This is a genomic window from Bordetella genomosp. 11, from assembly GCF_002261215.1.
Taxonomy (GTDB): Bacteria; Pseudomonadota; Gammaproteobacteria; order Burkholderiales; family Burkholderiaceae_B; genus Bordetella_C.
Genome location: NZ_NEVS01000004.1, coordinates 428,882 through 454,179 on the forward strand (window position 1 = coordinate 428,882; position 25,298 = coordinate 454,179).

The 25,298-nt window shown below is 67.0% G+C and carries 24 protein-coding genes; 17 read left to right on the forward strand and 7 right to left on the reverse strand.

All coding sequences use genetic code 11. The features are described 5' to 3' along the window. Nucleotide 1: 1 nt before the first annotated feature. Together CAL28_RS09585 and CAL28_RS09590 are read right to left on the reverse strand one after the other, a co-directional pair. A complete protein-coding gene (locus tag CAL28_RS09585; RefSeq protein WP_094841182.1) occupies nt 2-826 on the reverse strand; it encodes an amidohydrolase family protein in 825 nt (274 codons plus the stop codon). A 98-nt stretch (nt 827-924) separates the two neighbouring features. Next, nucleotides 925-1,911, reverse strand: coding sequence for a Bug family tripartite tricarboxylate transporter substrate binding protein (locus CAL28_RS09590; RefSeq protein WP_094841183.1), 987 nt, complete (start codon nt 1,909-1,911; stop codon nt 925-927). Nucleotides 1,912-2,236: 325 nt separating this feature from the next. Here CAL28_RS09590 and CAL28_RS09595 point away from each other — a divergent pair, with 325 nt between their 5' ends. Further along, complete coding sequence (locus CAL28_RS09595; protein ID WP_094841184.1) at nt 2,237-3,820, forward strand: aldehyde dehydrogenase (NADP(+)); 1,584 nt, start codon at nt 2,237-2,239, stop codon at nt 3,818-3,820. A 105-nt stretch (nt 3,821-3,925) separates the two neighbouring features. Here CAL28_RS09595 and CAL28_RS09600 read toward each other — a convergent pair whose 3' ends face one another. The 4 genes from CAL28_RS09600 to CAL28_RS09615 form a co-directional block, all read right to left on the reverse strand. Then, complete coding sequence (locus CAL28_RS09600; protein WP_254926067.1) at nt 3,926-5,776, reverse strand: ABC transporter substrate-binding protein; 1,851 nt, start codon at nt 5,774-5,776, stop codon at nt 3,926-3,928. Nucleotides 5,777-5,812: 36 nt separating this feature from the next. Next, nucleotides 5,813-5,983, reverse strand: a complete 171-nt coding sequence (rpmG, locus tag CAL28_RS09605) for a 50S ribosomal protein L33 (protein WP_094841185.1) — start codon at nt 5,981-5,983, stop codon at nt 5,813-5,815. Nucleotides 5,984-6,018: 35 nt separating this feature from the next. Then, the gene (gene rpmB / locus CAL28_RS09610; protein WP_094844519.1) at nt 6,019-6,255 is read right to left on the reverse strand and encodes a 50S ribosomal protein L28; all 237 of its coding nucleotides are present in this window, start codon (nt 6,253-6,255) and stop codon (nt 6,019-6,021) included. Between the two features lie 299 nt (nt 6,256-6,554). Further along, on the reverse strand, nt 6,555-7,748 hold the full coding sequence (locus CAL28_RS09615; RefSeq protein WP_440588373.1) for a Bcr/CflA family multidrug efflux MFS transporter: 1,194 nt from the start codon (nt 7,746-7,748) through the stop codon (nt 6,555-6,557). Nucleotides 7,749-7,892: 144 nt separating this feature from the next. Here CAL28_RS09615 and CAL28_RS09620 point away from each other — a divergent pair, with 144 nt between their 5' ends. From CAL28_RS09620 to CAL28_RS09660, 9 genes are all read left to right on the forward strand, one after another. Continuing rightward, nucleotides 7,893-9,158, forward strand: a complete 1,266-nt coding sequence (locus tag CAL28_RS09620) for a class I SAM-dependent methyltransferase (protein WP_094844521.1) — start codon at nt 7,893-7,895, stop codon at nt 9,156-9,158. A gap of 124 nt (nt 9,159-9,282) precedes the next feature. Further along, complete coding sequence (locus CAL28_RS09625; RefSeq protein WP_094841186.1) at nt 9,283-9,657, forward strand: tautomerase family protein; 375 nt, start codon at nt 9,283-9,285, stop codon at nt 9,655-9,657. Between the two features lie 107 nt (nt 9,658-9,764). Beyond that, nucleotides 9,765-10,946 carry an acetyl-CoA C-acyltransferase family protein gene (locus CAL28_RS09630; RefSeq protein WP_094841187.1) on the forward strand — a complete coding sequence of 394 codons (1,182 nt, stop codon included), beginning with the start codon at nt 9,765-9,767 and terminating at the stop codon, nt 10,944-10,946. An 8-nt stretch (nt 10,947-10,954) separates the two neighbouring features. Further along, nucleotides 10,955-11,725 carry a spermidine synthase gene (locus tag CAL28_RS09635; RefSeq protein WP_094841188.1) on the forward strand — a complete coding sequence of 257 codons (771 nt, stop codon included), beginning with the start codon at nt 10,955-10,957 and terminating at the stop codon, nt 11,723-11,725. Nucleotides 11,726-11,835: 110 nt separating this feature from the next. Next, nucleotides 11,836-12,693 carry a GntR family transcriptional regulator gene (locus tag CAL28_RS09640; RefSeq protein ID WP_094844523.1) on the forward strand — a complete coding sequence of 286 codons (858 nt, stop codon included), beginning with the start codon at nt 11,836-11,838 and terminating at the stop codon, nt 12,691-12,693. Beyond that, the gene (locus CAL28_RS09645) at nt 12,641-13,987 is read left to right on the forward strand and encodes a malonyl-CoA decarboxylase domain-containing protein (RefSeq protein WP_176463941.1); all 1,347 of its coding nucleotides are present in this window, start codon (nt 12,641-12,643) and stop codon (nt 13,985-13,987) included. Before CAL28_RS09640 ends, CAL28_RS09645 begins: the two co-directional genes overlap by 53 nt. 132 nt (nt 13,988-14,119) lie before the next feature. Further along, entirely contained in the window at nt 14,120-14,956 is an 837-nt protein-coding gene (locus tag CAL28_RS09650) for an enoyl-CoA hydratase/isomerase family protein (protein ID WP_094841189.1), read from the forward strand. Then, nucleotides 14,953-16,494 (forward strand): malonate--CoA ligase, encoded by a 1,542-nt coding sequence (locus CAL28_RS09655; protein WP_094841190.1) that lies wholly within the window; start codon nt 14,953-14,955, stop codon nt 16,492-16,494. Before CAL28_RS09650 ends, CAL28_RS09655 begins: the two co-directional genes overlap by 4 nt. A gap of 198 nt (nt 16,495-16,692) precedes the next feature. Next, a complete protein-coding gene (locus tag CAL28_RS09660) occupies nt 16,693-17,667 on the forward strand; it encodes a Bug family tripartite tricarboxylate transporter substrate binding protein (RefSeq protein ID WP_094841191.1) in 975 nt (324 codons plus the stop codon). Nucleotides 17,668-17,693: 26 nt separating this feature from the next. Here the strand turns inward: CAL28_RS09660 and CAL28_RS09665 are convergent, their stop codons facing one another. Beyond that, on the reverse strand, nt 17,694-18,650 hold the full coding sequence (locus CAL28_RS09665; protein WP_094841192.1) for an aldo/keto reductase: 957 nt from the start codon (nt 18,648-18,650) through the stop codon (nt 17,694-17,696). A 268-nt stretch (nt 18,651-18,918) separates the two neighbouring features. Here CAL28_RS09665 and CAL28_RS09670 point away from each other — a divergent pair, with 268 nt between their 5' ends. The 7 genes from CAL28_RS09670 to acpS all read left to right on the forward strand — a co-directional run bounded on the left by CAL28_RS09670 (nt 18,919) and on the right by acpS (nt 25,239). Beyond that, nucleotides 18,919-19,908: an ABC transporter substrate-binding protein gene (locus tag CAL28_RS09670; RefSeq protein WP_094841193.1), complete on the forward strand. Its 990-nt coding sequence runs from the start codon at nt 18,919-18,921 to the stop codon at nt 19,906-19,908. A 13-nt stretch (nt 19,909-19,921) separates the two neighbouring features. After that, nucleotides 19,922-20,812, forward strand: a complete 891-nt coding sequence (locus CAL28_RS09675; RefSeq protein ID WP_094841194.1) for an ABC transporter permease — start codon at nt 19,922-19,924, stop codon at nt 20,810-20,812. Between the two features lies 1 nt (nt 20,813). Next, entirely contained in the window at nt 20,814-21,608 is a 795-nt protein-coding gene (locus CAL28_RS09680) for an ABC transporter ATP-binding protein (protein ID WP_094841195.1), read from the forward strand. 4 nt (nt 21,609-21,612) lie between these two features. Beyond that, entirely contained in the window at nt 21,613-22,719 is a 1,107-nt protein-coding gene (locus tag CAL28_RS09685; RefSeq protein ID WP_094841196.1) for a patatin-like phospholipase family protein, read from the forward strand. 284 nt (nt 22,720-23,003) lie between these two features. Further along, on the forward strand, nt 23,004-23,948 hold the full coding sequence (locus CAL28_RS30300; RefSeq protein WP_440588374.1) for a winged helix-turn-helix domain-containing protein: 945 nt from the start codon (nt 23,004-23,006) through the stop codon (nt 23,946-23,948). A 99-nt stretch (nt 23,949-24,047) separates the two neighbouring features. After that, nucleotides 24,048-24,776 (forward strand): pyridoxine 5'-phosphate synthase, encoded by a 729-nt coding sequence (gene pdxJ / locus CAL28_RS09695; RefSeq protein WP_094844525.1) that lies wholly within the window; start codon nt 24,048-24,050, stop codon nt 24,774-24,776. Nucleotides 24,777-24,795: 19 nt separating this feature from the next. Then, nucleotides 24,796-25,239 carry a holo-ACP synthase gene (gene acpS, locus CAL28_RS09700; protein ID WP_094841197.1) on the forward strand — a complete coding sequence of 148 codons (444 nt, stop codon included), beginning with the start codon at nt 24,796-24,798 and terminating at the stop codon, nt 25,237-25,239. Nucleotides 25,240-25,298: the final 59 nt, after the last annotated feature.

A 25,298-nucleotide genomic window follows, 5' to 3' on the forward strand; every position in this document is an offset into this window, starting at 1 on the left:
GTCAATCGTAGAGCGCGCGCGGATTCTGCCGGAGGATGCGCTGGAAATCGGCGTCGCTTACCGAATCTTTCAGCAGGGCCACGAGGTCGCCATAGGGCATGGGCTGCCCGTGCGCAGGGTCGAAGAACCACGTGTGTGGCCAGTCCGACGCCCATACGATACGTTCCGGGTAGCGGCGCGACAGCTCGCGCAGCAGATCGCCGAAGTGCTCGGCCCAGGTCGCGACGGGATAACCGTAGCGGTAAAAGCCGGAGGCCTTCAGCCAGACGCGGCCGGTATCCAGCAGGCGGAATACGGCTTCGCGGATTCCGGCATATTCGGGTCCGCTGGCGGCGCCGCCCAGGTGGTCCACGACCACGTCGGGACCATCCCCATTGCGTATGGCTTCATGGACGGCATCCAGCGCCTGCGGCGACACGAAAAACTGCGCATGCCAGCCGGCGGCGCGCAGGCGCGGGGCAAGGCGCGTATAGCCGGCCATCCCGTTGCCGCTGCCGGAGACCGCATTGAAGCGCACGCCGCGCGCGCCCTGCGCGCGCCATTGCAGCAGTTCCGCTTCGCTGGTCTCGTCGGGCACCACCAGCACGCCGCGCGCGCGCCCATTCGATTCGCGCAGGGCGTCCAGCAGCAGGCTATTGTCGCTGCCATAGACACTGGGCTGGACCAGGACGAAGCGCTCGATGCCCTGTGCCGCGCCGGTGCGCGACAGATCCTGCCAGGTGCGCACCGGCGGCGCGTAGTGGGAGCCCGGCAGCACGGGGCGGTGCTGGGGGTCGTCGAAAACGTGCGTGTGGCAATCCCAGGCGGGAAGGGCGGGAGGCGTCATGCGCTAACCTCGTTTGGAAAAAGGCGCAGCCGGCGGATGTGCGGCCCAGGCGCCCGGATACCGGCCGGCGAGCGGTATCGGGTTCGCACCGGTGGGCGTCAATCCAGCTTGACGCCGGTTTCCTTGATGATTTCCTGGTAGCGGGCGCGTTCGGCACCGAGGAATTGCGTGAATTGCTCGACGGAGTTCGGCTTCACCACGGCGCCTTCCGCTTCCAGCCGCTCGCGGGTCTGCGGATCCGCGATGATGGCGTTGACCTCGGTATTCAGCTTCTGGATGACGTCCGCCGGCGTCCCCTTGGGCGCGAACAGTCCGCCCCACAGGCTGAAGGAGAAGCCGGGCAGGCCGGATTCGGCCACCGTCGGCACCTTCGGCAGCGCCGGCGAGCGTTCCAGCGTGGAGACCGCGATCGGCTTCAGTGTGCCGCTCTTGAAGTGCGGCAGTACGCCCGGGGCGCCGGAAAAGAACATGTCGACGTGATTGCCCAGCAAATCGCTGAGGGCGGCGCCGCCGCCCTTGTACGGAACGTGCGTCAGCTTGGCGCCCGTCTTCAGCGCCAGTGCCGCGGCGGCCAGGTGTCCGGGCGTACCGGTCCCGGACGAGGCGTAGTTAAAGCCCGACGGACGCTGTTTGCTTTGGGCGATCATCTCCTGGACGGTGTTGAAGGTCGCCGTGGGGTGCGCGGACAGGACCAGCGGCGAATCGCCCACCAGGACCACGGGCAGCAGGTTTTCCGGCTTGTAGTTCAGCGTGGTGGAGAGCAGCGGGGTAACGATGATTTCGCCGGTTTGTCCCAGCAGCAGGATGCTGCCGTCCGCGGGGGCGTCGGCGACGTAGCGGGCACCGATGGCGCCGCTCGCGCCAGGGCGGTTCTCGACGATAAAGGTCTGGCCCAGCCGGGAAGTCAATTTTTCCGCGATCAGGCGCGCGAAGACGTCGCCGGAGCCGCCCGGCGCGTAGGGAACGATGATGCGGACGGTCTTGTCCGGATAGGCGGCCTGCGCCGCGGCGGGCATGCCCAGGATCGCGGCGGCGCAGAACGCGGCCGCCAGAAAGTGGCGCCTGGCCCGGGGGAATGGCTTCATGGCTTGTCTCCTGCGAGGGGCCGCTAGCCGGCGGCCTCAAGGGTCGTGTAAGAAGGGGTTCATCGTTCCCCGCGATCGGACCGCACGTTCGCCCCACCGCCGGGAATTCAAGAATCGATTTTTATATATTTTTGCATACAAAAATATGTGGAACAAACGGTCCGGTCTATCGCTGCCGCAGCGCGCTGCGGCGGGGCGGGCGGTGGCCCCCGATCCCGAAGCACGATAGCGGTATCATCATCGGTTCGCGGCGTATCGGCTGCGCGACCCGCCGGCATGGCGGCGCCCGGCCTCCGGATCGCAAAAGAATCAAAGGAGAGAGAACGTGAACAGCCCCATTACCGGTGAAATCCTCATCGGCCAGCGCGCCGTCGATAACGGCCAGCGGACGCTGAAGGCAGTGAACCCGGCCACCGGCGAAACGCTGGCGCCCGATTTCGCCCAGGCGGGCCCCGCCGAGGTCGAGCAGGCCTGCGCGCTGGCGTGGGCCGCCTTCGACGCCTACCGTGAAACCTCGCTGGAAGACCGTGCCCGCTTCCTGGAAGCCATCGGCGAGCAGATCATGCAGGCGGGCCAGCCGCTGATCGATCGCGCGGTGGCCGAAACCGCGCTGCCGCCGGCGCGCATCGAAGGCGAACGTGCCCGCACGGTCGGGCAGTTGCGGTTGTTCGCGCAAGTCGTGCGCGCCGGGGAATTCCTGGACGTGCGCGTGGATCCGGCGATGCCTGACCGCCAGCCCCTGCCGCGCCCCGATCTCCGCCTGCGCAATATCGCGCTGGGGCCGGTCGCGGTGTTCGGCGCCAGCAATTTCCCGCTGGCATTCTCCGTGGCGGGCGGCGACACCGCTTCCGCCTTGGCGGCGGGCTGCCCCGTCGTGGTCAAGGGCCATCCCGCGCATCCCGGCACCGGCGAACTGGTAGGCCGCGCCATCCAGGCCGCGGCGCGCGAATGCGGTATGCCCGAAGGCGTGTTTTCGCTGTTGCTGGGCGGTATCGAAACGGGCGCGGCGCTGGTCCGGGACGAGCGCGTCAAGGCGGTGGGGTTCACCGGTTCGCGGGGCGGCGGTCTGGCGCTGGTCGACATCGCGTCCAAGCGGCGCGAACCCATCCCGGTCTTCGCCGAAATGAGCAGCATCAATCCGGTTTTCCTGTTCCCGGCTGCGCTGGCCGCACGCGCCGCCGACCTGGGCAAGGCGTTCGTCGGCTCCCTGACCATGGGCGCGGGGCAGTTCTGCACCAACCCCGGCATCGTGGTCGCCCTGGAAAGCCCGGACCTGGATCGCTTCCTGAAGGCTGCCGACGAGGCGTTGTCCGCGCACGTTCCCAGCGCGATGCTTACGCCCGGTATCCATGGCGCGTATGAGAAAGGCGTGCAGGCGCTGGAAAAGGCCGAGGGCGTGCAGGTATGTGCTCGCGGCGGCGCCGGCGAAGGCCCGAACCGTGGCCGCGCGGCGCTGTTTTCGACGTCCATCGGCAACTTCCTCGCGCAGGACGCGTTGCAGCACGAGGTCTTCGGCGCATCGAGCATGGTGGTGCGCTGCAAGTCGATCGACGATATGCGCCAGGTCGCCGAACGCATCGAGGGCCAATTGACCGTCACCCTGCATCTGGAAGAGGCGGACTACGAATTGGCGCGATCGCTGGTGCCGGTCCTGGAACGCAAGGCCGGCCGCATCCTGGCCAACGGCTGGCCGACCGGCGTGGAAGTGGCGCATGCCATGGTGCATGGCGGGCCGTTCCCGGCCACATCCGATAGCCGGTTTACGTCGGTCGGCACGCTGGCGATCCGCCGCTTCCTGCGGCCCGTCAGCTATCAGGCCCTGCCCGCGCAACTGCTGCCGGAGTCGCTGCGCCCGGAAAACCTGGCACGGATTCCCCGTCTGGAAGACGGCAAGCGCCTGTTGCCCTAAGCAGGAAAGGGCGTCCCGCCTGCGCCGCGCGGATCGCGCGCGGCGGGTAATGACGGCCCGCCGGCCGCGAAGTCCCGCGACGTTTCTCGCTGGGCGCGCGGCCGGTCAGTGCGTGCCGGCGGCGCCCTGGTCCACTTTGTCGGGCCAGTCCGCCAGGGCGGGGGCCGAGGTTTCCACCCCTGGCCGTGCTGCCCGGACGGGGGCGCCAGGGTGGGCGATGTGCGAGTCGGCCGGTGCCGGCGCCACTATCGCCGCCGGCGCTGGCGACGTTGCCTTGGCGGGACGCGCGCCGCGCAGTCGCGCCGTCAGATCCGTATCCGGTCGCGCCATCGGGCGGCTCGATCCGCTTATCGGGTGCGCCGAATCCGATGCGGAATGCGGGGGCACGGCGGCCGCCGCGTTTGCCGGCGGCCCGCTGACCGGCGGGGGCGACGCAGCCGATCCATTCGATCCATTCACATTCGACCCGTTCGATGCATTCGAGCCGTTCGACGTTTTCGATCCATTCGGGCCGTCCGGCCCGCTGTCGGCATGTGCCGCGTTGGCGCGCGCGGCCTGGACGCGCAGGCGGCGGATCTGTTCGTCCAGCGGCTGCAAACGGGCACCCGTGGTGTAGACGAAGCGCTCCATGACGATGTGTCCATCCGCATGTCCGCTATATCCCAGGTAGACGCCCAGCGTGGCCTGGTGGTCCAGATTGCGGTATTCGATGTTGCCGAAGGGCGTCGGCACCTGCAGGCGGGGAAAGGCGGCAGCCAGCGCCTCGCGGTCCGCCGAACCGGCCCGCTTCAATCCTTCGGCGATCGAGCGCAGCGCGGAATAGCCGAGTACCGCCGCCATGCCGGGCGCGTCGCCGTACCGGTCGCGATAGGCCTGCACGAAAGCCTGGTTTTCCGGTGTGTCGACCGTATCGCGAGGGTAGCCCGTGATGATCCACCCGTCGGGCAGCATGCTGCCCGGCGACGGTGCATCGGGCATCGCCGCATCGGTATCGTTCAGGGCATCCAGGTTTTCCGGGTCTCCCAGCGACAGCGACACCACGCCCACGCCATCGAACAGATGCGCGGCCAGTCCGGCGCGCGCCAGGCTTGCCAGTTGGGCGCCGGTCAGCGTATTGAAGATCGCCTCGGGTCGCGCGGCGCTCAGTGCCGCCACCGTGGCCGCCGCGTCGAACTTGCCGGCGGGGACGGCCAGCTCGTCGACGAATTCGGTCTTGGATTGGAAGGTCTTCACCAGGCCTTTGAAGGCCTCCGCCACGGCGCGATCCGATTCGGTGTCCTGGTAGACCAGCGCCCAGCGCAGTTTGCGCAGCCCCAGCGCCTTGGGCGCGACGGCCGCGGCCTGCATCCAGGCGGCCGGCCGCAGGCGGAAGGTATAGCGGTTGCCTTCCTGCCACGTCAGCCGTTGTGTCAACGGCGCGACCGCCAGATACAGGACCTTGCCGCTATCCGCGTAACGGGATAGTGCCATGCCCACTTCGGACGAATAACCGCCGAACAGGGCGACCACGCCGTCCTTTTCCACCAGCGTCTGGGCCGCTCGCACGGCCTCGTCGGGATCGCCATGGTCTTCGCGCGAGCGGATCTCCAGCTTGCGCCCCAGCACGCCGCCTTCCGCGTTGATTTGCGCCAGCGCCAGCATCCAGCCACGCCGATAGGGCTCGGAAAAGCCGGGCAGCGTCTTGCATGTGTTGATTTCGCCGATGCGCAGCGCAGGCGGGACGGGCGGTGCCGCGGCCGTGCGGGACGGCTTGGCCGCGCCGGCGGCCAGGACAGGCGCGGCATGCGCGAACAACACGCAGGCTGCGAGCAGGATGGCGCAGCCTGCGAGGACGCGCGCCGCGCGCGGCAGCAGCCGGCCGCACCAGGCGGCACGGCGAAAAAAAACCGACATCGCTGTCGGCTTTTCTTCCTGGAAACCCGGGGTCATCTCGGCGTGCTCGATAGTAATCCGCATGGCGGCGGGCGCGTCGCGCGATGGGCCCGGCGGCTCTTACTTGAGCTTGGTTTCCTTGTAGTCCACATGCTTGCGCGCGACCGGATCAAATTTCTTGATCAGCATTTTTTCCGGCATCGTGCGCTTGTTCTTGGTCGTGGTGTAGAAGTGTCCCGTGCCGGCGGTCGATTCAAGCTTGATCTTTTCGCGGGTGCCTTTGGAAGCCATGTCGTACTCCTGGATAGTCTGGGGGCGGGGCTAGCTTAGATCGAGTCGCCGCGCGCGCGCATTTCGGCCAGAACGGCGTCAATGCCCTTCTTGTCGATGGTGCGCAGGGCCTTGGTGCTGACACGCAAGGTGATCCAGCGGTTTTCGCTTTCCACGAAGAAACGACGCGATTGCAGATTGGGCAGGAAACGACGCTTGGTCTTGTTGTTCGCGTGGGAAACGTTGTTGCCCACCATCGGGCGCTTGCCCGTTACTTGGCATACGCGTGCCATGAATTGCACCTCGGAAATTCAATGCTTGCCGCGTATGGGTCGGAAGACGGGAGCCTATAGCCGCCGGCGGATGCCGGCCATCCCGTGGTTCCAGGATGCGGACCGTTGCCAAGGTACCCGACTGGATGGTTTTGCCATCACGCTGTCGTTCCGTACCTGAAGCATTCGGCCTCAGTGCTTGTGCCCGCCGCCCCCTCCAATTACGCATCGGCGGGGTGGAAGTGCCCGGCTACAAAGCATAGTAGCTGGCACGGGTAAATGTGTAAGCCTGCGATTCTACTACGAAAAAAGCCGGCGAATCAAGCAGGGGTGCGGGCAACGCGTCCAGCCAGCCACGAGAGGCAGGCGCAGGCGGCCAGTACGCCCGTGAGCGGCAGCGGTGTATTGTCTTGCCACAGGCTGACGCACAGGCCCGCCAGGGCGCCGCAGGACAACTGCAGCGTGCCCAGCAGCGCCGAGGCCACGCCCAGCCGCTTGCCCTGTTCGGACAGCGCCAGGGCGGCCGAATTCGGATTCACGAATCCCTGGCTGCTCATGTAGCCGATCAGGCAGATCATCAGCAGCGGCAGGGTCATCCAGCCCGCCAGCGTCAGCAGCACACCCGCCAGGCTGGCCAGCGCCAGGGTAACCAGGGCGCGGCGTTGCAGGACGCGCGGCGGCAGGCGGCGCAGCAGGCGGGCGCTGACCTGCGAGCCGGCGATCAGGCCGGCCGCGTTCAGCCCGAATAGCAGCCCGTAGTGCTGCGGATCCACGCCGTAGAGCTCGATGAACACGCGGGGCGATCCGACGATGTAGGCGAACATGCCGGCCTGCCCCAGCCCGCCGGCCAGGCTGTGCGCCATGAATCCGCGGTGGCGCAACAGTTCTCCGTAATTGCGCGCGATGGTGCGCCAGTGCAGATGAACGACGCGATCCGGCGGCAGCGATTCCTTCATGATGAAAAGCATGGCCGCCATCAGCGCCACGCCGGCCGCCAGCATCAGGCCGAAGATGCCGCGCCAGCCCGTCAGCAGCAGCAATTGGCCGCCGATCAGCGGCGCGAGTATGGGCGCCAGGCCCATGATCAGCAGCAGCAGCGACATGGCGCGGGCCGCTTCCTGGGTTTCGTAGTGATCGCGTATCACCGCGCGCGGGATGACGATGCCCGCCGCGCCGCCGAGCGCCTGCGCCGCGCGCCATGCCGTCAGGCTTTGGATGTCGACGGCCAGTGCGCATCCCAGCGAGGCGACGACGTAAAGCGACAGCCCGACCAGCAGCGGCGGCTTGCGTCCGTAGCGGTCGGCCAGCGGGCCGTAGAAAACCTGCGCCGCGGCCAGCCCCACCAGATAGGCGGCCATGGTGCGTTCGACGTCGCCCTGGCCGACGTTCAGGCCCGCCGCGATGGCCGGAAACGCCGGCAGGTACAGGTCGATCGAAAAAGGCCCGATCGCGGTAAGGGCGCCCATCAGGATGAGCCAGCCGGGCAGGCCGCGGGTCGGTAGGTAGGTCGGCATTGATTGACGTTTGCCTGAATGGCGGAGGCGCGGAAGGGATATTTCGGATATACCGCAGCCAAAATGTAACATGTGGAGATGCGGTTCAAATCGGAAACAAATTCCGATAAAGTCCCCGGGTTCTTTCTTGCGAGGTTTACTGTCGTGAATCCTGTGCTGTCTGCGGTGGAACGCAAACTGGAGTCCGTTTCGATCCCGGTCCAACTGGAAATGCCCGATGGCACCAAGGTAGGGTCGCCCAATCCCAAGGTGAAGTTCACCGCCCGCAGCAAGGCTGCCCTGGCGCATCTGGCGGCCGGCGAAGTGGGTGTCCTGGGCCAGGATTATGTGGAAGGGCTGGTGGACATACAGGGCAATATGCACGACGTCATGGCGGCAGCGGCCCAGCTGCTACCGGATTCCCCCGTGCAGGGCGAACAGGGCGGGTGGCTGCAGGCGCTGATGCGCCGCATGGTGTCCGTGCAGCGGCATTCGGTCGAACGCGACGCCAAGCAGATCGAATTCCACTACGACCTTTCCGACGACTTCTATGCGCTGTGGCTGGATCCCCGCCGGGTTTATTCGTGCGCGTACTACCGCACGCCCGACATGACGCTGGCGCAGGCACAGGAAGCCAAGCTGGACCATATCTGCCGCAAGCTGCGCCTGGCGCCGGGCGAACGCTATCTGGACGTGGGCGCGGGCTGGGGCGGGCTGCTGCTCTGGGCGGCGGAGAACTACGGTGTCGACGCCACCGGCATTACGCTGTCGCGCAACCAGCACGCGCACGTCAACCGGCTGATCCAGGAAAAAGGATTGCAAGGCCGCGTGCGCATGGAGCTGCTGGACTACCGCAAACTCGACGAAAGCAAGCCGTACGACAAGATTTCATCGGTGGGGATGTTCGAACACGTGGGCCGCGCGCAACTGCCGGACTACTTTGCCAAGCTGCGGCGCCTGCTGCGCCCGGGCGGGCTGATCATGAACCACGGCATCACCGCCGGTGGCGTGCACAACGCGCAGCTGGGCAGCGGCATGGGCGACTTCATCGAGAAGTACATCTTCCCTGGCGGCGAGCTCACGCACATCAGCCACGTGCTGGGCGCGATGGCCGAAGGCGGCCTGGAAGCGACCGACGTCGAGAATCTGCGGCCGCACTATGCCCGCACCCTGTGGGCCTGGAGCGACAGCCTGGAAAGCCAGCTCGACGCCGCCGCCAGGATATTGACGGGCGAGCAGGGCGCGAAGTCGCTGCGCGCCTATCGGCTTTACCTGGCCGGTTGCGCCATGGCCTTCGAGCATGGGTGGATCGCCCTGCACCAGGTGCTCGGCCAACGCCTGGCCACCGGCCGTGCGGATGAGCTCGACCATCCGGCTGACCTGGCCTACCCCTGGCGCCGGGATTACATCTACGCCGGTACGCCCGCCTGACGCCAATCAAACGGCATGCGCGGCAACCGTATTACCATAGGCCGTAATGCGTCCCGTCGCCCGTGCGACATCTCCGGAACGCCGCCCCAGCGCGGCGTTCTGTCTTCCCTTACATGGAACCTCCATGCCCATTCTTCATGTCCACGTCTTGTCCGGATGGTCCGCGGACAGGAAGTCATCGCTGCTGAAAGGGGCCACGCAGGCCGTCGTCGAGAGCCTGGGCGCGCCGCTGCGCAGCGTGCGCATCATGCTGCATGAAATCGCACCGGAACACATCATCGTCGGCGGCGAAGTCGGCAGGCAGTCGGTGGTGTTCCACGTGCACCTGATCGTCGGGCGCACGGAAGCGCAGAAGAATGCCCTGTACCAGGCCCTGAACGGTGCCGCCTGCGCGGCGCTGGGCGTATCGGGCGAGGACGTCCGCGTCCTGCTGGACGACATACCGAATACCGACATGGGCATGGCCAACGGCGTCAGCGCCAAGGCGGCCGGCCGCTAGGCCGCGCCGCATCGCGGCGGCCGCGCTGGAATCCAGTCCCTCGTCATCCGACCATTGCTGTCATGCGGCGCTGCGGCGCGGGTGGCGGCGCTCACAGGAGAGCCATCATGAAAGAAATCATCATTGCCGCCGGCGCGCGGACCGCGGTGGGAACCTTTGGCGGGGCGCTCAAGGACGTGCCGCCCATCGACCTGGGCAGCACGGCCATCCGTGAAGCGCTGGCGCGCGCCGGCGTGGACGGCGCGGAAGTGGGCCACGTCGCCGTCGGGCACGTGATCAACACCGAAACGCGCGATATGTACCTGTCGCGGGTCGCCGCCCTGAATGCCGGGATCTCCAAGGAGACGCCGGCCTTCAACGTCAATCGGCTGTGCGGTTCCGGCTTGCAGGCCATCGTGTCGGCGGCACAATGCATCATGCTGGGCGACGCGGATATCGCCGTCGGCGCCGGCGCGGAAAACATGAGCCGCGGGCCTTATATCTCGCCAGCCCAGCGCTGGGGTTCGCGGATGGGCGACGCGACGCTGTCGGACATGATGGTCGGGGCGCTGACCGACCCTTTCCAGCGCGTTCACATGGGCATCACCGCCGAAAACGTCGCGGCCAAGTACGAGATCAGCCGCGACGACCAGGATGCGCTGGCGCTGGAGTCGCATCGGCGCGCGGCGGCGGCCATCGACGCGGGATATTTCAAGGACCAGATCGTCCCGGTCGTCATCAAGACCCGCAAGGGAGAGGTGCGCTTCGAGGTCGATGAGCATGTACGCCGCGACGTCGATGCCGGCACGATGGGCAAGCTCAAGCCCGTGTTCCAGAAAGAGAACGGCACCGTCACGGCGGGCAACGCCAGCGGTATCAACGACGGTGCGGCCGCCGTGGTGCTGATGAGCGCCGACGTGGCGGGCAAGCGCGGGGTCAAGCCGCTCGCGAGGCTGGTGGCCTATGGCCATGCGGGCGTCGATCCCGCCTATATGGGCATCGGGCCGGTCCCGGCGACGCAGGCCGCCTTGAAACGGGCGGGGCTGAGCATCGACCAGATGGATGTCGTCGAAGCCAACGAAGCCTTCGCCGCGCAGGCTTGCGCCGTCACGCGCCAACTGGGCCTGGACCCCGCCAAGGTCAACCCCAACGGCAGCGGTATTGCGCTGGGCCACCCCATCGGCGCCACCGGCGCCATCATTACAGTCAAGGCCTTGTACGAGCTGCAGCGCATCAAGGGCCGCTACGCCCTGGTCACCATGTGCATCGGCGGTGGACAGGGTATCGCCGCGATTTTCGAGCGGATCTGACTCGCTGTATGCCGCCACGCACCACGCCGTCCGCCCAGGATATCCCCACGCTTTCCGAATCGGACGGCATCCGGTATCTGCATTTCGACAGTCCCTGGATTCAGGGCGCCATGCGAGTGGCCGATCCGGTCGATCTCGTCCTCGAGTACACCGGCCAGATGATGGCCTGGCTGCTCTTCATGGAACCGCCCAAGGACGGCGCGATCGGCCTGCTGGGCCTGGGCGCCGGTTCGCTGGCGCGCTTTTGCGTCAAGCGCACCCGCAGCCCCGTGGTCGCGGTGGAGTGGAATCCGCGCGTGACCGCGATTTGCCATGCTTTCTTCCGGCTGCCCGGCCCGCCCCGGCTGGTTGTGGAGGAGGGCGACGCCGGGGCCTGGGTGGCGGAACCGGCGAATGCCGGGCGCTGTCCCATCCTCATGGTGGACCTGTACGACGCCCAGGCCCGCGGGCCGGTGCGCGATTCCGTGCGTTTCTATCGCGATTGCCGGCGCGTGCTGGGCGATACCGGCGTGCTGGCGGTCAACCTGTTCGGCGAACACGAAAGCTTTCCGCGCAATATCGATAACCTCTCCGCCGCCTTCGACGGCAGGCTGGCCATGCTGCCCGAAATCGACGCAGGCAATCGCATCGTGCTGGGATTCACGGGGCCGCCCATCGACATTCCCGTCGAGGCCCTGCTGGATCGCGCGGCAATAGTAGAGGCGGTCTACGGCTTGCCCGCGCGCCGCTGGGCACGCGCGCTGGCCGGCCAGGCGAGCGGGGGGCGGCTGGCGTACTGAGCCATAGGCGCGGCCCTCATCCCGCACGAGGGTTGCGCATGCCGTTCTCCGGTGCAAGAATGAACGCACCATAATTATGAATTACGGTGGCGTTCGCGCCGTTTCATGCCATGCACGCAAGCCACTCCTCCGCCGGGGCGCCGCAGCCCATCGTGCGCCAGGCCTTGTACCTGGAAGCGGCGCAGCGCCTGCGGGAAATGATCCGCTCGCGCGCGTTGACGGCGGGAGAATGGATAGACGAATTGCCCCTTGCCGCGCAGCTCGGCATCTCGCGCACGCCGCTGCGCGAGGCGCTCAAGCTATTGGCCAGCGAAGGCCTGGTTCGGCTGGAGCCGCGGCGCGGCTGCTTCGTCAACGAACTCTCGATGCGGGATCTGGACGACATCTTCCCGCTGATGGCGATGCTGGAGGGCCGGTGCGCCTACGAGGCCGCGCGCAAGGCGGGGGAAGAGGACATCCGCCGCCTGGCCGCCCTGCACGAAACACTGCAGGAGCATGCCGCCGCCGGCCGTATCGACGCGTACTACGAGGCAAACTACGTCATCCACGAGGCCATCCAGGCACTGGCCGATAACCGCTGGCTGTCCGACACCATCGGGAACCTGCGCAAGGTGCTGAGCCTGTCGCGCCATAAAAGCCTGATGCTGCCCGGACGCCTGCGCGCCTCCTGCGCGGAGCACATGGCGATTTTCGCGGCCATCCGGGACCATGACCCCGAACGCGCGGAATCCGTCGCCCGCAAGCACCTGCTGCGCCAGCTTGACGCCCTGCATGCCATGGAGCGCCGTGCGAGGGAAGGCACCGCGCCGGCCAAGGCGGCGGGCAAGACCCTGGCGCCGGCGGCCGCCTCCAAACCCGCGAATCCCCGTTCCAAGATGGCCCCGTCCACCGTCACTACCGCCAAGGAGCTCGTTCATGATCGTTCCAGAACCGCTCGTTCCCGCCCGCGCGGCGCGCCAGCCCGATAAGACCATGGCCCGGCGCGAGCTTGTCAGCGCACCGTCCGGCTCCGACGAGGACACCGGTAAGCCCGGCGCGGAGGCCGGATTGATGGCGCGCCTGGGCCGGCTGTGGGAGCGCGACCGCTTTCCCGACCCGGCCGCCTTGCGGCCCTTGTTCGCGCCACGCTTGACGGACGTCGCGGCCAACCGCCTGGCCCACGCCTGGTGCCAGGCCTACACGGCGGCCGATGGCAAGATCAGGCGCACGATGCTGGGGGTGCTGGCGGCCGCCAGCGCGGCGCAGGAGCAGCCGGACGAAGCCAACGGCCGCCTGTTCCGCCGCTTCAACAACCAGCCCGAGGGGCTGCGCTTCCTGGTGGATCTGCGCGCCGATATGTTGCGCTGGCGCAAGCAGGTTTCCGGCCTGCAGGCGCTGGACAAGACTCTGGAAGGCTTGCTGTCCGCCTGGTTCGACGTGGGACTGCTCGACCTGCGGCGCCTGACCTGGGACAGCCCTGCCTCGCTGCTGGAAAAACTCATCGTGTACGAGGCGGTACACGCGATCCAGTCATGGGACGACCTCAAGCACCGGGTTGCCGAGGATCGCCGCTGCTATGCGTTTTTCCATCCGCAGATGCCGGATGTGCCCTTGATCTTTGTCGAGGTCGCCTTCGCGCCGCAAATGGCAGACGATGTGCAGACGCTGCTGGACACGACCCAGCCGCCGCAGAACCTGGACAAGGCGCGCTGGGCCGTCTTCTATTCCATTTCGAATACCCAGCCCGGCCTGCGCGGCATCAGCTTCGGCAATTTCCTGCTCAAGCGCGTCGTCGACCAATTGCTGTCGGAGCTGCCCAAGCTGAAATCCTTTGCCACGCTGTCGCCCATCCCGGGCTTCGCCGATTGGCTGGGCAAGCTGAACGCCGACGAAGTGGAGGACATCGTGCGCGATAAAGCGCGCGACCGTGCGCGCCGCGGCGTGCCCGACGGCGCGCGCTGGCTGGCGCGGCTGCAAAAGGCCGCCGCCAGTCCGCGCGGTGGCGGCGAGGTCGTGCAGCGTGCCGGGATGAAGCTGGCGGCCGCCTATCTGCAATCGATGAAGGGGGGGGCGCCGCTGGACCCGGTGGCGCGCTTTCACCTGGGCAATGGCGCCCGCATCGAGCGCATCAACTGGGGCGCGGACAGGTCGCCCAAGGGCCTGGCGCAGTCCGCGGCGCTGATGGTCAATTACTTGTACGAACTGGACGAGCTGGACGACAACCTGGCGCGGCTGAATGCCGGCAAGCCGGCGGTCAGCCGGCTCATCGCCAGGATAGGGTAGGCGGCTGGCCGCCGTGGTCGCATGATGAATAATCCTGTACGAACAGGGCCGGGCTGAACGACAATCCGGCACGGTGCCAGGGCCGCGCGGGGCGCGCGGCCGCGCCGCAGCCGCCATAAGAAAACAAGGGACATGACGTTCGACGATCCGTCCGCTGATGCGCCGATTTCGCCGCCCGATGCCGCGGGCCGGGTCCTGTGCCGCCGCGAAGGGACGGTCGCGCGGGTGTGCCTGTCGCATCCGGGCCGCATGAACGCGATCACCGTGGCGATGTGGCGGCAGCTTGCGACCGTGTTCGGGCAACTATCCGCGGATCGCCAGCTGCGCTGCATCATCGTGCAGGGCGACGGCGGCCACTTCGCCGCGGGCGCCGATATCCGCGAATTTCCCCGGGAACGCGGCGATACCGCCGGCGTCGTCCGCTACCACCGCGAGATACTCGCGCCGGCGCTGGCCGCCATCGAAGCCTGCCCGCATCCCGTCGTGGCCCGCATCGACGGCGTGTGCGTCGGGGGCGGCCTGGAGATCGCCTGCCAGTGCGATATCCGCATCGCCGCGCGCACGGCGCGCCTGGGCGTGCCCATCAATCGGCTGGGATTTCCCATGGCGCCTGACGAAATGCGCGGGCTGCTCGGCGTTGCCGGCCGCGCCGTCACGCTGGAACTGCTGCTGGAAGGCCGCATCCTGGACGCGGAGGAAGCCCGCGCCAAGGGACTGCTGAGCCGCATCGTCGACGACGCCGAGCTCGACGCGGAAGTACGCCGCTGCGTCGGCCGTATCCTGGCGGGCGCCCCGCGCGCCGCCTGCCTGAACAAAACCATGGCGGCGCGCCTGTCGCGCGACGAGCCGCTCGCCGAGGAAGAATACCAACGCTTTTTTTCTTATGCCGAGAGCCGCGACCATAGGGAGGGCGTGCGCGCCTTCCTCGCGGGCGAAGCGCCGTCATTCACTGGAGACTGGAAAGAGTGAGCAACGCCAATCTGTACGCGGTACTCGAAACGGGTTTTCCGCGGGATCGCAGCAGGATCGCGATCGAAACCCCGACCTTGCGCTACACCTGGGACGATATCGATCGGGCCAGCGCCTGCCTGGCCAACCTGCTGAAGTCCCTGCGGCTGCCCAAGGATGCACGCGTCGCCGTACAGGTGGAAAAGTCGCCCGAGGCCCTGTTGCTGTATCTCGCCACGCTGCGCGCCGGACTGGTCTATCTGCCCTTGAATACCGCGTACCGCGAGGCCGAGATCGATTATTTCCTGGGCAATGCCGAGCCCTCCGTCGTGGTGTGTTCCAGCGGCAACCTGCCGTGGATACGCCGGCTGGCCGAAAAGTCCGGTGTGCCGCATGTTTATACGCTGGACGACGATCGCACCGGCACGCTGCTGGAAGCGGCCGGCGGATTGCCACAGACTTTCAAGACGGTGACGCGTGGCGCCGACGACCTGGCCGCCATTCTGTATACGTCCGGCACCACAGGGCGCAGCAAGGGCGCGATGCTGTCGCACGGCAACCTGGCCTCGAACGCCCGCGTCCTGAACGACTATTGGGGCTGGCGGTCCGATGACGTGCTGTTGCACATGCTGCCTATCTTCCATGTGCATGGCCTGTTCGTCGCGTCGCACGGCGCGCTGCTCGCGGGTGCCCGAATGATCTGGTTGCCCAAGCTGGATGTGGAACAGGCGCTGCGCTATCTGCCCGAAAGCACCGTGATGATGGGCGTTCCGACCTATTACGTGCGCCTGCTGGCGGACCTGCGATTCGGCCGCGATGTCTGCGAGCGCATGCGCCTGTTCATTTCCGGTTCGGCGCCGTTGCTGACCGAGACTTTCAATGCCTTCCAGGCGCGCACCGGCCACACCATCCTGGAACGCTACGGCATGAGCGAAACGGTCATGCTGACGTCGAATCCCTACGATCCTGTCGAAGGGGCGCGTATCGGCGGCACGGTGGGCAAGGCCCTGCCCGGCGTGGAGCTGCGCGTGGTGGACGATTCCGGCAGGAAGCTGCCTCCCGGCGAGATCGGCAACATCCAGGTGCGCGGTCCGAATGTGTTCTCCGGCTATTGGCGCATGCCCGAAAAAACGCGCGAGGAATTTACCGCGGACGGCTGGTTCAAGACCGGCGACGTCGGCCGCTGGGGCGGGGAAGCCAATGGACATCCGATTCCGGTCGACTATGTGAGCATCGTCGGCCGCAGCAAGGACCTGATCATCTCCGGCGGCTACAACGTCTATCCCAAGGAGATCGAGTCGGTCATCGACGATATGCCTGGAGTGGAGGAATCCGCGGTCATCGGCGTGCCGCATCCGGAGTTCGGCGAAGCCGTCGTCGCCGTCGTCGTGCCGCGCACGGGGGCCGAACTGGACCCTGCCGCCATCCAGAGCGATCTGAAGAGCCGCATCGCCAATTTCAAGGTGCCCAAGCGTGTGCATGTGACGGATCAACTGCCCCGCAATACGATGGGCAAAGTGCAGAAGAACGTTTTGCGGGAAACGTTCGGCCAGCTTTGATCCGCGTATTTCGGCGCAGTCCATCATGTCCCGCGGCGCGATCGTGCCGCGGGGATGTCCACCATCGAAAGGAGACGACCCACAGCCCACAGCATCACCGATGTGCGTAAGGATTCATACAACAGCGGGCGCGGCCGCGCACCGCCATCGATCGATGGGCGATCACCCATCCTACGCAGCACTCCGGAGGAGAACATCATGTCTTACCGTACCAGGTTCGCGGCGCTGGGCGCCGCGTTGCTCGCGCTTGTCCTGGCGAACCCGGCATCCGCCGATTGGCCGGAGCGGCCGGTCACCATCATCGTTCCTTTTCCCGCGGGAGGCGGCACCGATACCTTCGCGCGTCCTCTTGCCGAACAGTTGCGCACGCAACTGGGCCAGACGGTGGTGATCGACAACAAGGGCGGCGCGGGCGGCACCGTGGGGGCGGGCGTGGCCGCCAAGGCGCGTCCGGATGGCTATACCTTCTTCATGGGCGGCGCGCATCACGCCGTCGCGCCGGCGCTGTACAAGCAGCTCAGCTACGACATCCAGAAGGATTTCATTCCGGTGGCGCTGCTGGCGCAGCCGCCGCAGGTCGTCGTCATCAATGCGTCCAAGCTGCCCGTCAAGACACTGCAGGAGTTCATCGCCTATGCCAAGGCCCGCCCGGGCCAGATCAACTACGGCACGGCGGGCAAGGGCAGCACGCACCACCTTGCCGGCGAACTGTTCGCCATGCAGACCGGCATCCAGCTGGTGGATGTGCCGTACCAGGGCGCCGGGCCCATGCTGTCGGCCCTGATCGGCGGCCAGGTCGATATGGCTTTCGACGGGCTGGGTTCGTCGTCCGGCCATATCCGCGCGGGTACCATCAAGCCGCTGGCCGTGGCCGCGGCGCAGCGCTCGCCGTCTTTCCCCGACGTGCCCACCACCGCCGAGGCCGGCGTGATGAATTACCAGGTCTCGACCTGGTATGCGCTATGGGCGCCGGCCGGCACGCCGCAGCCGGTCATCGACCGCATGATCCGCGCGGTCACCGCGGCGTTGAATACGCCGAAGCTCAAGGAGCAATGGGCGTCCAACGGTTCCGCCACCCCCGACCTGACCGGCCCCGCCTTCGGCAAGTTCGTCGACGACGAAGTCGCCAGGTGGGGCAAGGTGGTGAAGGATTCCGGCGTCACCCTGGATTAGCGGCGCCGGATAACCGGCGCCTGGCCCTAGCGCCAGGCGCTGGCCTCGTCCAGCTCGCGCATCAGGTCCGGTGGCAGCGTCAGATAGGCTGCCTTGACCAGGTCGTCCAGTTGCGCGAGCGACGTGGCGCTGGCAATCGGCGCGGTGATGCCGGGCTGCGCGATCGTCCAGGCCAGCGCCACCTGGGCCGGCGTCGCGCCCGTGGCTTGCGCGGCCCGGTCCAGCGCGGCCAGGATGCGCAGTCCGCGGTCGTTCAGGTAGGTTTCGACGATCTTCTTGCCGCGCACGCTCTTGGCAGCATCGGCCGCCGTCCGATACTTGCCGGAAAGAAAGCCGCTGGCCAGGGCGTAATAGTTGATGGTGCCCAGCCCTTGCGCGACCACTACCGCCTGCAGTCCGCTTTCGTAGGGTTCGCGCGCGTACAGGTTGTATTCGGGCTGGATGGACTCGTAGCGCGGCAGGCCATTGCGTTCGCTCAGGATCAGGGCCTCGGAGAGGCGCGCCGGCGTGTAGTTGGAAGCCCCGATGGCCCGTATCTTGCCTTGTTCGCGAAGCTTGCCGTATGCCGCCAGGGTATCGGTCAGCGGCGTATCGGGATCGTCGCGGTGCGACTGGTACAGGTCGATATAGTCGGTCTGCAGCCGCGCCAGCGAGTCCTCCACCGCCCTCGCGATGTAGCCGGGCGACAGGCCCTTGGCCTTGGGTCCCATCTCCATGCCTACTTTCGTGGCGATGATGACTTTGTCCCGCTTGCCGGACTTGGCCAGCCATTTGCCGATGATGACTTCGGATTCGCCGCCGCGGTTGCCGGGGGCCCAGCGTGAATACACGTCGGCGGTATCGATGAAGTTCAGGCCGGCGTCCACCATGGCGTCCAGGAGGGAAAAGGCATCTGCCTCGCCCACGGTCCAACCGAATACATTACCGCCGAATGCCAGGGGGGGCACGGAAAGGCCGGAACGGCCCAATTGACGTTGTTGCATGGTCAGTCGCTCTCATCGATGGTTGTATTGCTTGTCAGGCAAATGCCCGGCAAGGCATCAGATTTTTCTTCTTCTCGTTCTGATTCTTTCGACCAAGTATATCGGTCGAAAGGCGATACGACGCAGTTATACGGAAGTTCAGGGATTTCCCGCGCCTGGCCACCCACTTCGTCAAGTTAGACTATGCATTTTTAGGGACGGGCGGCATCCCGCGCGCGGTTCGCCGCGTCCGTCCACGCGATTCCCCAAGGTCGAGGAGCCTGCCTTTATGTCTAGGACAAAAGCCGCCGTACAAGCTGTCGCCGCCGCGTTCGCGCTGGCCGCCGCGCTGCAATCCGGCGGACCCGCGCAAGCCGCCCCTGCCGGGCAGAAGTCGGTGGCGGTCATTGCCATCGTCGAGCATCCCGCGCTGGATGCCGTGCGGGATGGCGTCAAGGATGCGTTAAAGGCAAAGGGGTATGACGCCTCGAAAAATCTGAAGTGGCAGTACCAGAGCGCGCAGGGCAATACCGGCACGGCGGCGCAGATCGCCCGCAAGTTCGTCGGCGACCGTCCCGACGCCATCGTCGCCATTGCCACGCCCGCGGCGCAGGCCGTCGTCGCGGCCACCAAGGAAATTCCGGTCGTCTATGCCGCCGTGACCGACCCGGTCGCCGCGCAGCTGGTGCCGTCCATGGAAGCCTCGGGCACCAACGTCACGGGTATTTCGGATGCGCTGGACGTCAGCCACCAGATCGACCTGATCCGCAAGATCGTGCCCAATGCCAAGCGCGTCGGGATAGTCTATAACCCGGGCGAGGCGAATTCCGTCGTGGTGGTCAAGAAGTTGCAGGAGTTGCTGCCCCAGGCCGGAATGAGCCTGGTCGAGGCCGCCGCGCCGCGCACGATCGATGTCGCCGCGGCCGCGCGCAGCCTGATCGGCAAGGTGGACGTCATCTACACCAGCACGGACAACAATGTGGTGTCGGCCTACGAATCGCTTGTGAAGGTCGGCAACGATGCGAAGATTCCCCTGATCGCGGCGGACAACGATAGCGTCAAGCGGGGCGCCATCGCCGCGCAGGGTGTCGATTATTACCAGTTGGGGCAGCAGGTGGGCGATGTGGTGGCGCGCATACTGAAGGGCGAGAAGCCGGGGGCCATCCCGTCGGCCACCGTCGGCAAGGTGCAGCTGACCCTCAACCCAGCGGCCGCGCAGGCGCAGGGCGTGGCACTGCCCGAGGCGTTGATCAAGTCCGCCGCACAGGTCATCAAGTAAGCAAGCCGCGACGATGTCCCTCTTCTCATTGCTGGGCGCGCTGGAGGTCGGTCTGGTCTTCAGCCTCGTGGCCCTTGGTGTCCTGATCTCCTTTCGCCTGCTGCGTTTTCCCGACCTGACGGTCGACGGCAGCTTTCCCCTGGGCGCCGCGGTGGCCGCCACCTTGATCTCCGCCGGCTTCAATCCGTTCGCCGCCACGGCCTGCGCCATCGTCGCCGGCGGCGCGGCCGGCTGGCTGACCGGCTGGCTCAACGTCAAGCTGCGCATCATGGATCTGCTGGCCAGCATCCTGGTCATGATCGCCCTGTATTCGATCAACCTGCGGATAATGGGCCGGCCCAACGTTCCCCTGATCACCGAGCCGACCGTCTTCACGCTGCTGCAGCCGGCGTGGCTCAGCGACTACATCGCCCGGCCGCTGGTCCTGCTGGTCGTGGTCGTGGCGTGCAAACTGCTGCTGGACTGGTTCCTGTCCACCGAGCGCGGGCTGGCGATGCGCGCGACGGGGGCCAATCCGCGCATGGCGCGCGCGCAGGGGGTCAACACCGGCCGCATGGTGCTTGGCGGCATGGCGTTGTCCAATGCGCTGGTGGCGCTGGCGGGCGCCTTGTTCGCGCAGGCGCAGGGCGGCGCGGATATCTCCATGGGGCTGGGGACCATCGTCATCGGCCTGGCGGCGGTGATCGTCGGCGAAAGCCTGCTGCCGGCACGCCGCATCGCGCTCGCCACGCTGGCCGTCATCCTGGGCGCCATCGTGTACCGCTTTTTCGTCGCCCTGGCGCTGAATACCGACTTCATCGGCCTGCAGGCCCAGGACCTGAACCTGGTGACCGCCGTGCTGGTAACCATCGCGCTGGTCATCCCGCGCTTGCGCCGCCGTCGTCGCGCGGGGCAGGGAGCCTGACATGCTGACCGCACACGATCTGCACATCACGTTCAATCCCGGCACGCCCATAGAAACCCGTGCGCTGCGCGGTTTATCCCTGCATATCCCCACCGGCCAGTTCGTTACCGTCATCGGATCCAACGGCGCCGGGAAATCGACCTTCCTGAACGCCGTGTCCGGCGACCAGTCCGTCGATAGCGGACGCATCGAGATCGACGGCACCGATATGACGCGCCAGCCTTCCTGGCGCCGCGCCGAGCATATCGCCCGCGTGTTCCAGGATCCGATGGCCGGGACCTGCGAAGACCTGACCATCGAGGAAAACATGGCGCTGGCCCAGGCGCGCGGCCGCAGGCGCGGCCTGCGGCATGCGGTCAGGGCATCGATGCGGGGCGCTTTCCGCGAACGCCTGTCCACGCTGGGGCTGGGCCTGGAGAACCGCCTGGGCGACCGCATCGGCCTGCTCTCGGGCGGGCAGCGCCAGGCCGTCAGCCTGCTCATGGCGGCCTTGCAGCCGTCGCGCCTGCTGTTGCTGGACGAGCACACGGCCGCGCTGGACCCGCGCACCGCCGACTTCGTGCTTGACCTGACCGCCCGCATCGTTGCCGAAAGCCGGCTGACCACGCTGATGGTCACCCATAGCATGCGGCAGGCGCTGGAGGTCGGCGATCGCACCGTCATGTTGCACCAGGGCCAGGTGGTGCTGGACGTGTCCGGCGAAGAGCGCAGGGGCCTGACCGTGCCGGATCTCCTTGCCATGTTTGAGCGCGTGCGCGGCGAAAAACTGGCCGACGACGCCTTGCTGCTGGGGTAAGGGCATGACTCGCCCCGCACGCCGCAAATGCGCGTATGGCACCGTGGCACTGGTGCTGCAGGGCGGCGGCGCGCTGGGGTCCTATCAGGCGGGTGTGTACGAGGGGCTGCACGAATACGGGCTGCGGCCCGGCTGGGTTGCCGGAATTTCGATCGGCGCCATCAATGCCGCCATTATTGCCGGGTCGCCCGAGGACGAACGGGTCGAACGGCTGCGCGGCTTTTGGGAATCCATCTGCCGCTCGTACGGCTACGAAGCCCTGCCGTGGGGGGAGTGGATGAACGGCCGGATGGCCGCGGCAACCGCCCTGATGCACGGCCAGCCCGGCTTTTTCAAGCCGCGCTTTCCGCCGCCATTCTGGCAGGAAGGAATCGCGGCCACCAGTTACTACGACACCAGCCCATTACTGCAGACCCTGCGCACCTATGTCGATTTCCGGCTGCTCAACAGCGGTGCCGTGCGCGCCAGCTTCGGCGCCGTCAACGTGCGCACCGGCAATTTTTCCTATTTCGACAGCACGCAGTGCGAGCTGACGCCGCATCACATCATGGCGTCCGGCGCCTTGCCGCCCGGTTTTCCCCCCGTCGAGATCGACGGCGAATACTACTGGGACGGTGGCCTGGTATCGAATACGCCGCTGTACTACGTGCTGTCGGACAGTCCCATGCGCGATACGCTGGTGTTCCAGGTGGACCTCTGGCCGGCCCGTGGACCGCTGCCCACCAACATGGAAGAAGTCGAGGAGCGCCGCAAGGACATCCAGTATTCCAGCCGCACCCGGCTGGTCACCGATACCCTGAAACGCAACATCAAGCTGCGCGAGGATCTGCAACGGCTGCTGGCCTTATTGCCCCCGGCCAGACGCAATGCGCCGGAACTGGCGGAAATCCGCCGCGATGCGATGATTCCGGCCGTCAACGTGGTGAACCTCGTCTACGACTCCAAGAATTACGAGCGCCATTCCAAAGACTACGAATTCGGCACGGAAGCCATGCGCGATCATTGGGAATCCGGCCTGGCCGATATTCGGGCCACCCTGGTCCTTCCGGGTTTGCTGGACCTTCCCGGCGAAGGGCAGCGGTTCGTGACACACGATATTCACCGGGACTGAACGGCGCCTTGGCCGCGACCGAGTCCGGCCCGGCATCGCGCGTATTGGGAAGCCCGCGCGTGCGGCTCCGGGGAAACTCGCGCTTGCGGTTTCGGAGAAGCCGCGCGTGCGACTCCAGGGGCCCTCGCGCTCGCGGCGCCGGCCCCGCCGCCCACGGCCGGACAGCGGATGGCGGGTCAGCTTGGCGGGATTGGTCCGAATTGACGTTCGATGAGGATATAGCGGGAATCACAATGGTAGTTTTCGCTGCGCATTGATCCTTCTTCGCAACCTTGTGGAATGTCATGGAATCGTGTAACGCAACCGAGAATGCTCCGCTTTCGCTGGCACTTTGGGAACCGGACGACGATAGCCGCAATCGCACCGTGCATCTGCTTGCCCGGCTGGGCTTTCATGTCCATGGCTGCCGCGATGCGGCCGGCCTTTTCCAATGGCTGGACCTGCGGGATCCGGACCTGGTCCTGGTGGGGGCCAGCGCGCCCGTCCGGCAGGTGGTCGACGCCGTTCTGCCGCGGCTTAGCGCGCAGTATGGCGCCGGCATCCTGTTGCAGGCGCCGGACGCGGCCCAGCATACGCGCCTGAGCGCCCTGCGGGCGGGCGCCCACCTTTGCCTGGACCGCAGCTACGAGGCCACCGAGCTGGCCGCGCTGTTGCGGGCGCAGGCGCGGCGCGCCGGGCGCCAGCGCCGCCGTCCCGCCGCGACGGCGCCGTCGGCGGCCCCGCCGGCCGCGGGCCCTTCCGTATCCGCCGCCCCTGTCGCGCCGGTCCGGTCCGCGAGCCCGGCCAATGCGGTGGGACTGGTCGGTTCCGCCGACATCGCCGGCCTGCTCGGCGCCGCCTCCGGCATGCGCGCCGCCGGCTACGCCCTGCGCAGCCTGCCCGTGGCCGACGTCAGCCAGGCGGACGGGGACGCAATGCCGCGCCACTTGCCGTCCCGGGAACCCTGGCGCATCCTGTACCAGGGCTGGGTGCTGATTACGCCCGCGGGCAAGCGCATTCATCTGACGGGCACGGAGCGCGCCTGCTTCATCTGCCTGCTCGACAATCCGAAGCGCGAATTGTCCCGCGCCGCCATGAGCGAGTTCATGACGGCGACCAATCTGCGCTCGGTCAATGTGGCCATCAGCCGCCTGCGCAAGAAGGTGCACGATAGCGGCGAACGCCTGCCGCTGCATACGGTGCATGGCATGGGCTACGTATTCGTCGGCGATCTGGCCACGCAGGAATAGGGCGGCCGTGGGCGCGGCGCGATAATATCGTCCTGTTCCGTTCCGGCCGCCCCGTATGGATGGGGTGGTGCGCCGGAACCCATGACGACACGCGACGCGATGATAGACCTAGGCGTAAATATCGACCACGTAGCCACGCTGCGCCAGCAGCGTCATACCGATTACCCCGATCCCGTCGAGGCCGCGCTGCGCGCCGAGGACGCCGGCGCGGACGTGATCACCCTGCATTTGCGCGAAGACCGGCGGCATATCCAGGATGCGGACGTGTACCGCCTGCGGCCGCTGTTGCGCACCCGCATGAACCTGGAATGCGCCATCACCCGTGAAATGCTGGACATCGCCTGCACGGTGCGGCCGCAGGATGTCTGCCTGGTGCCGGAAAAGCGTACCGAGTTGACCACCGAAGGCGGCCTGGAGGTCGCCGGCGCGCAGGCCGCCGTGACCGACGCGGTGTCGCGGCTGCATGATGCCGGCATCCGGGTGTCACTGTTCATCGACCCCGACGCCAGCCAGATCGCCGCCGCCGCGCGCACGGGCGCCCGTGTGATCGAATTGCACACCGGGGCCTATGCCGAAGCGGCCGGAGACGCCGCCGGGACCGAATTGGACCGCATCCGGGGTGCCGTGGCGGAAGGGCTGCGCCACGGCCTGCAGGTGAATGCGGGCCACGGCCTGCACTACGGCAATGTGCAGGCCGTCGCCGCGCTGGACGGCATCGCGGAATTGAATATCGGCCATGCCATCGTCGCGCGCGCGGTGTTCGACGGCTGGGAAAAGGCGGTGCGCGACATGAAAGCCTTGATGGTCCAGGCGCGCGCCGGACGCTGATCGGCAGGATCCCTCTTCCATGCACACAGCGCAGCCCGTCGCCTCCCCATCCGCCGCGGCATCGGCCATCGCCGGCATCGGCCTGGACCTTATCCGCATCGACCGCATCGAACGCGCCCTGTTGCGCCACGGCGATCGTTTCGCCGAAAAAGTATTGGGCGAACAGGAACTGGCCAAATTCCATGCGCGGCGTGCGCGCGACGAACGCCGCGGCGTGCGCTTCCTGGCCACGCGTTTCGCCGTCAAGGAAGCCTTCTCCAAGGCCATCGGCCTGGGCATGCGCATGCCCATGACATGGCGGCGCGTGCAGACCTTGAACGCGCCGGGCGGCCGGCCGGTCCTGGTCCTGTCGCCGGAGCTGCTGGCCTGGTACGAGCCGCGCTACGGCGCCGCCCACGTCTCCCTGACCGACGAAACCGATATGGCCGCCGCCTATGTGATCGTCGAACGCCGGATGCCGTGAATGGATCGTCGAACCTCGTGTAGGACGATCGCCGAACGCGCGCGTCCGGGATGCCACGC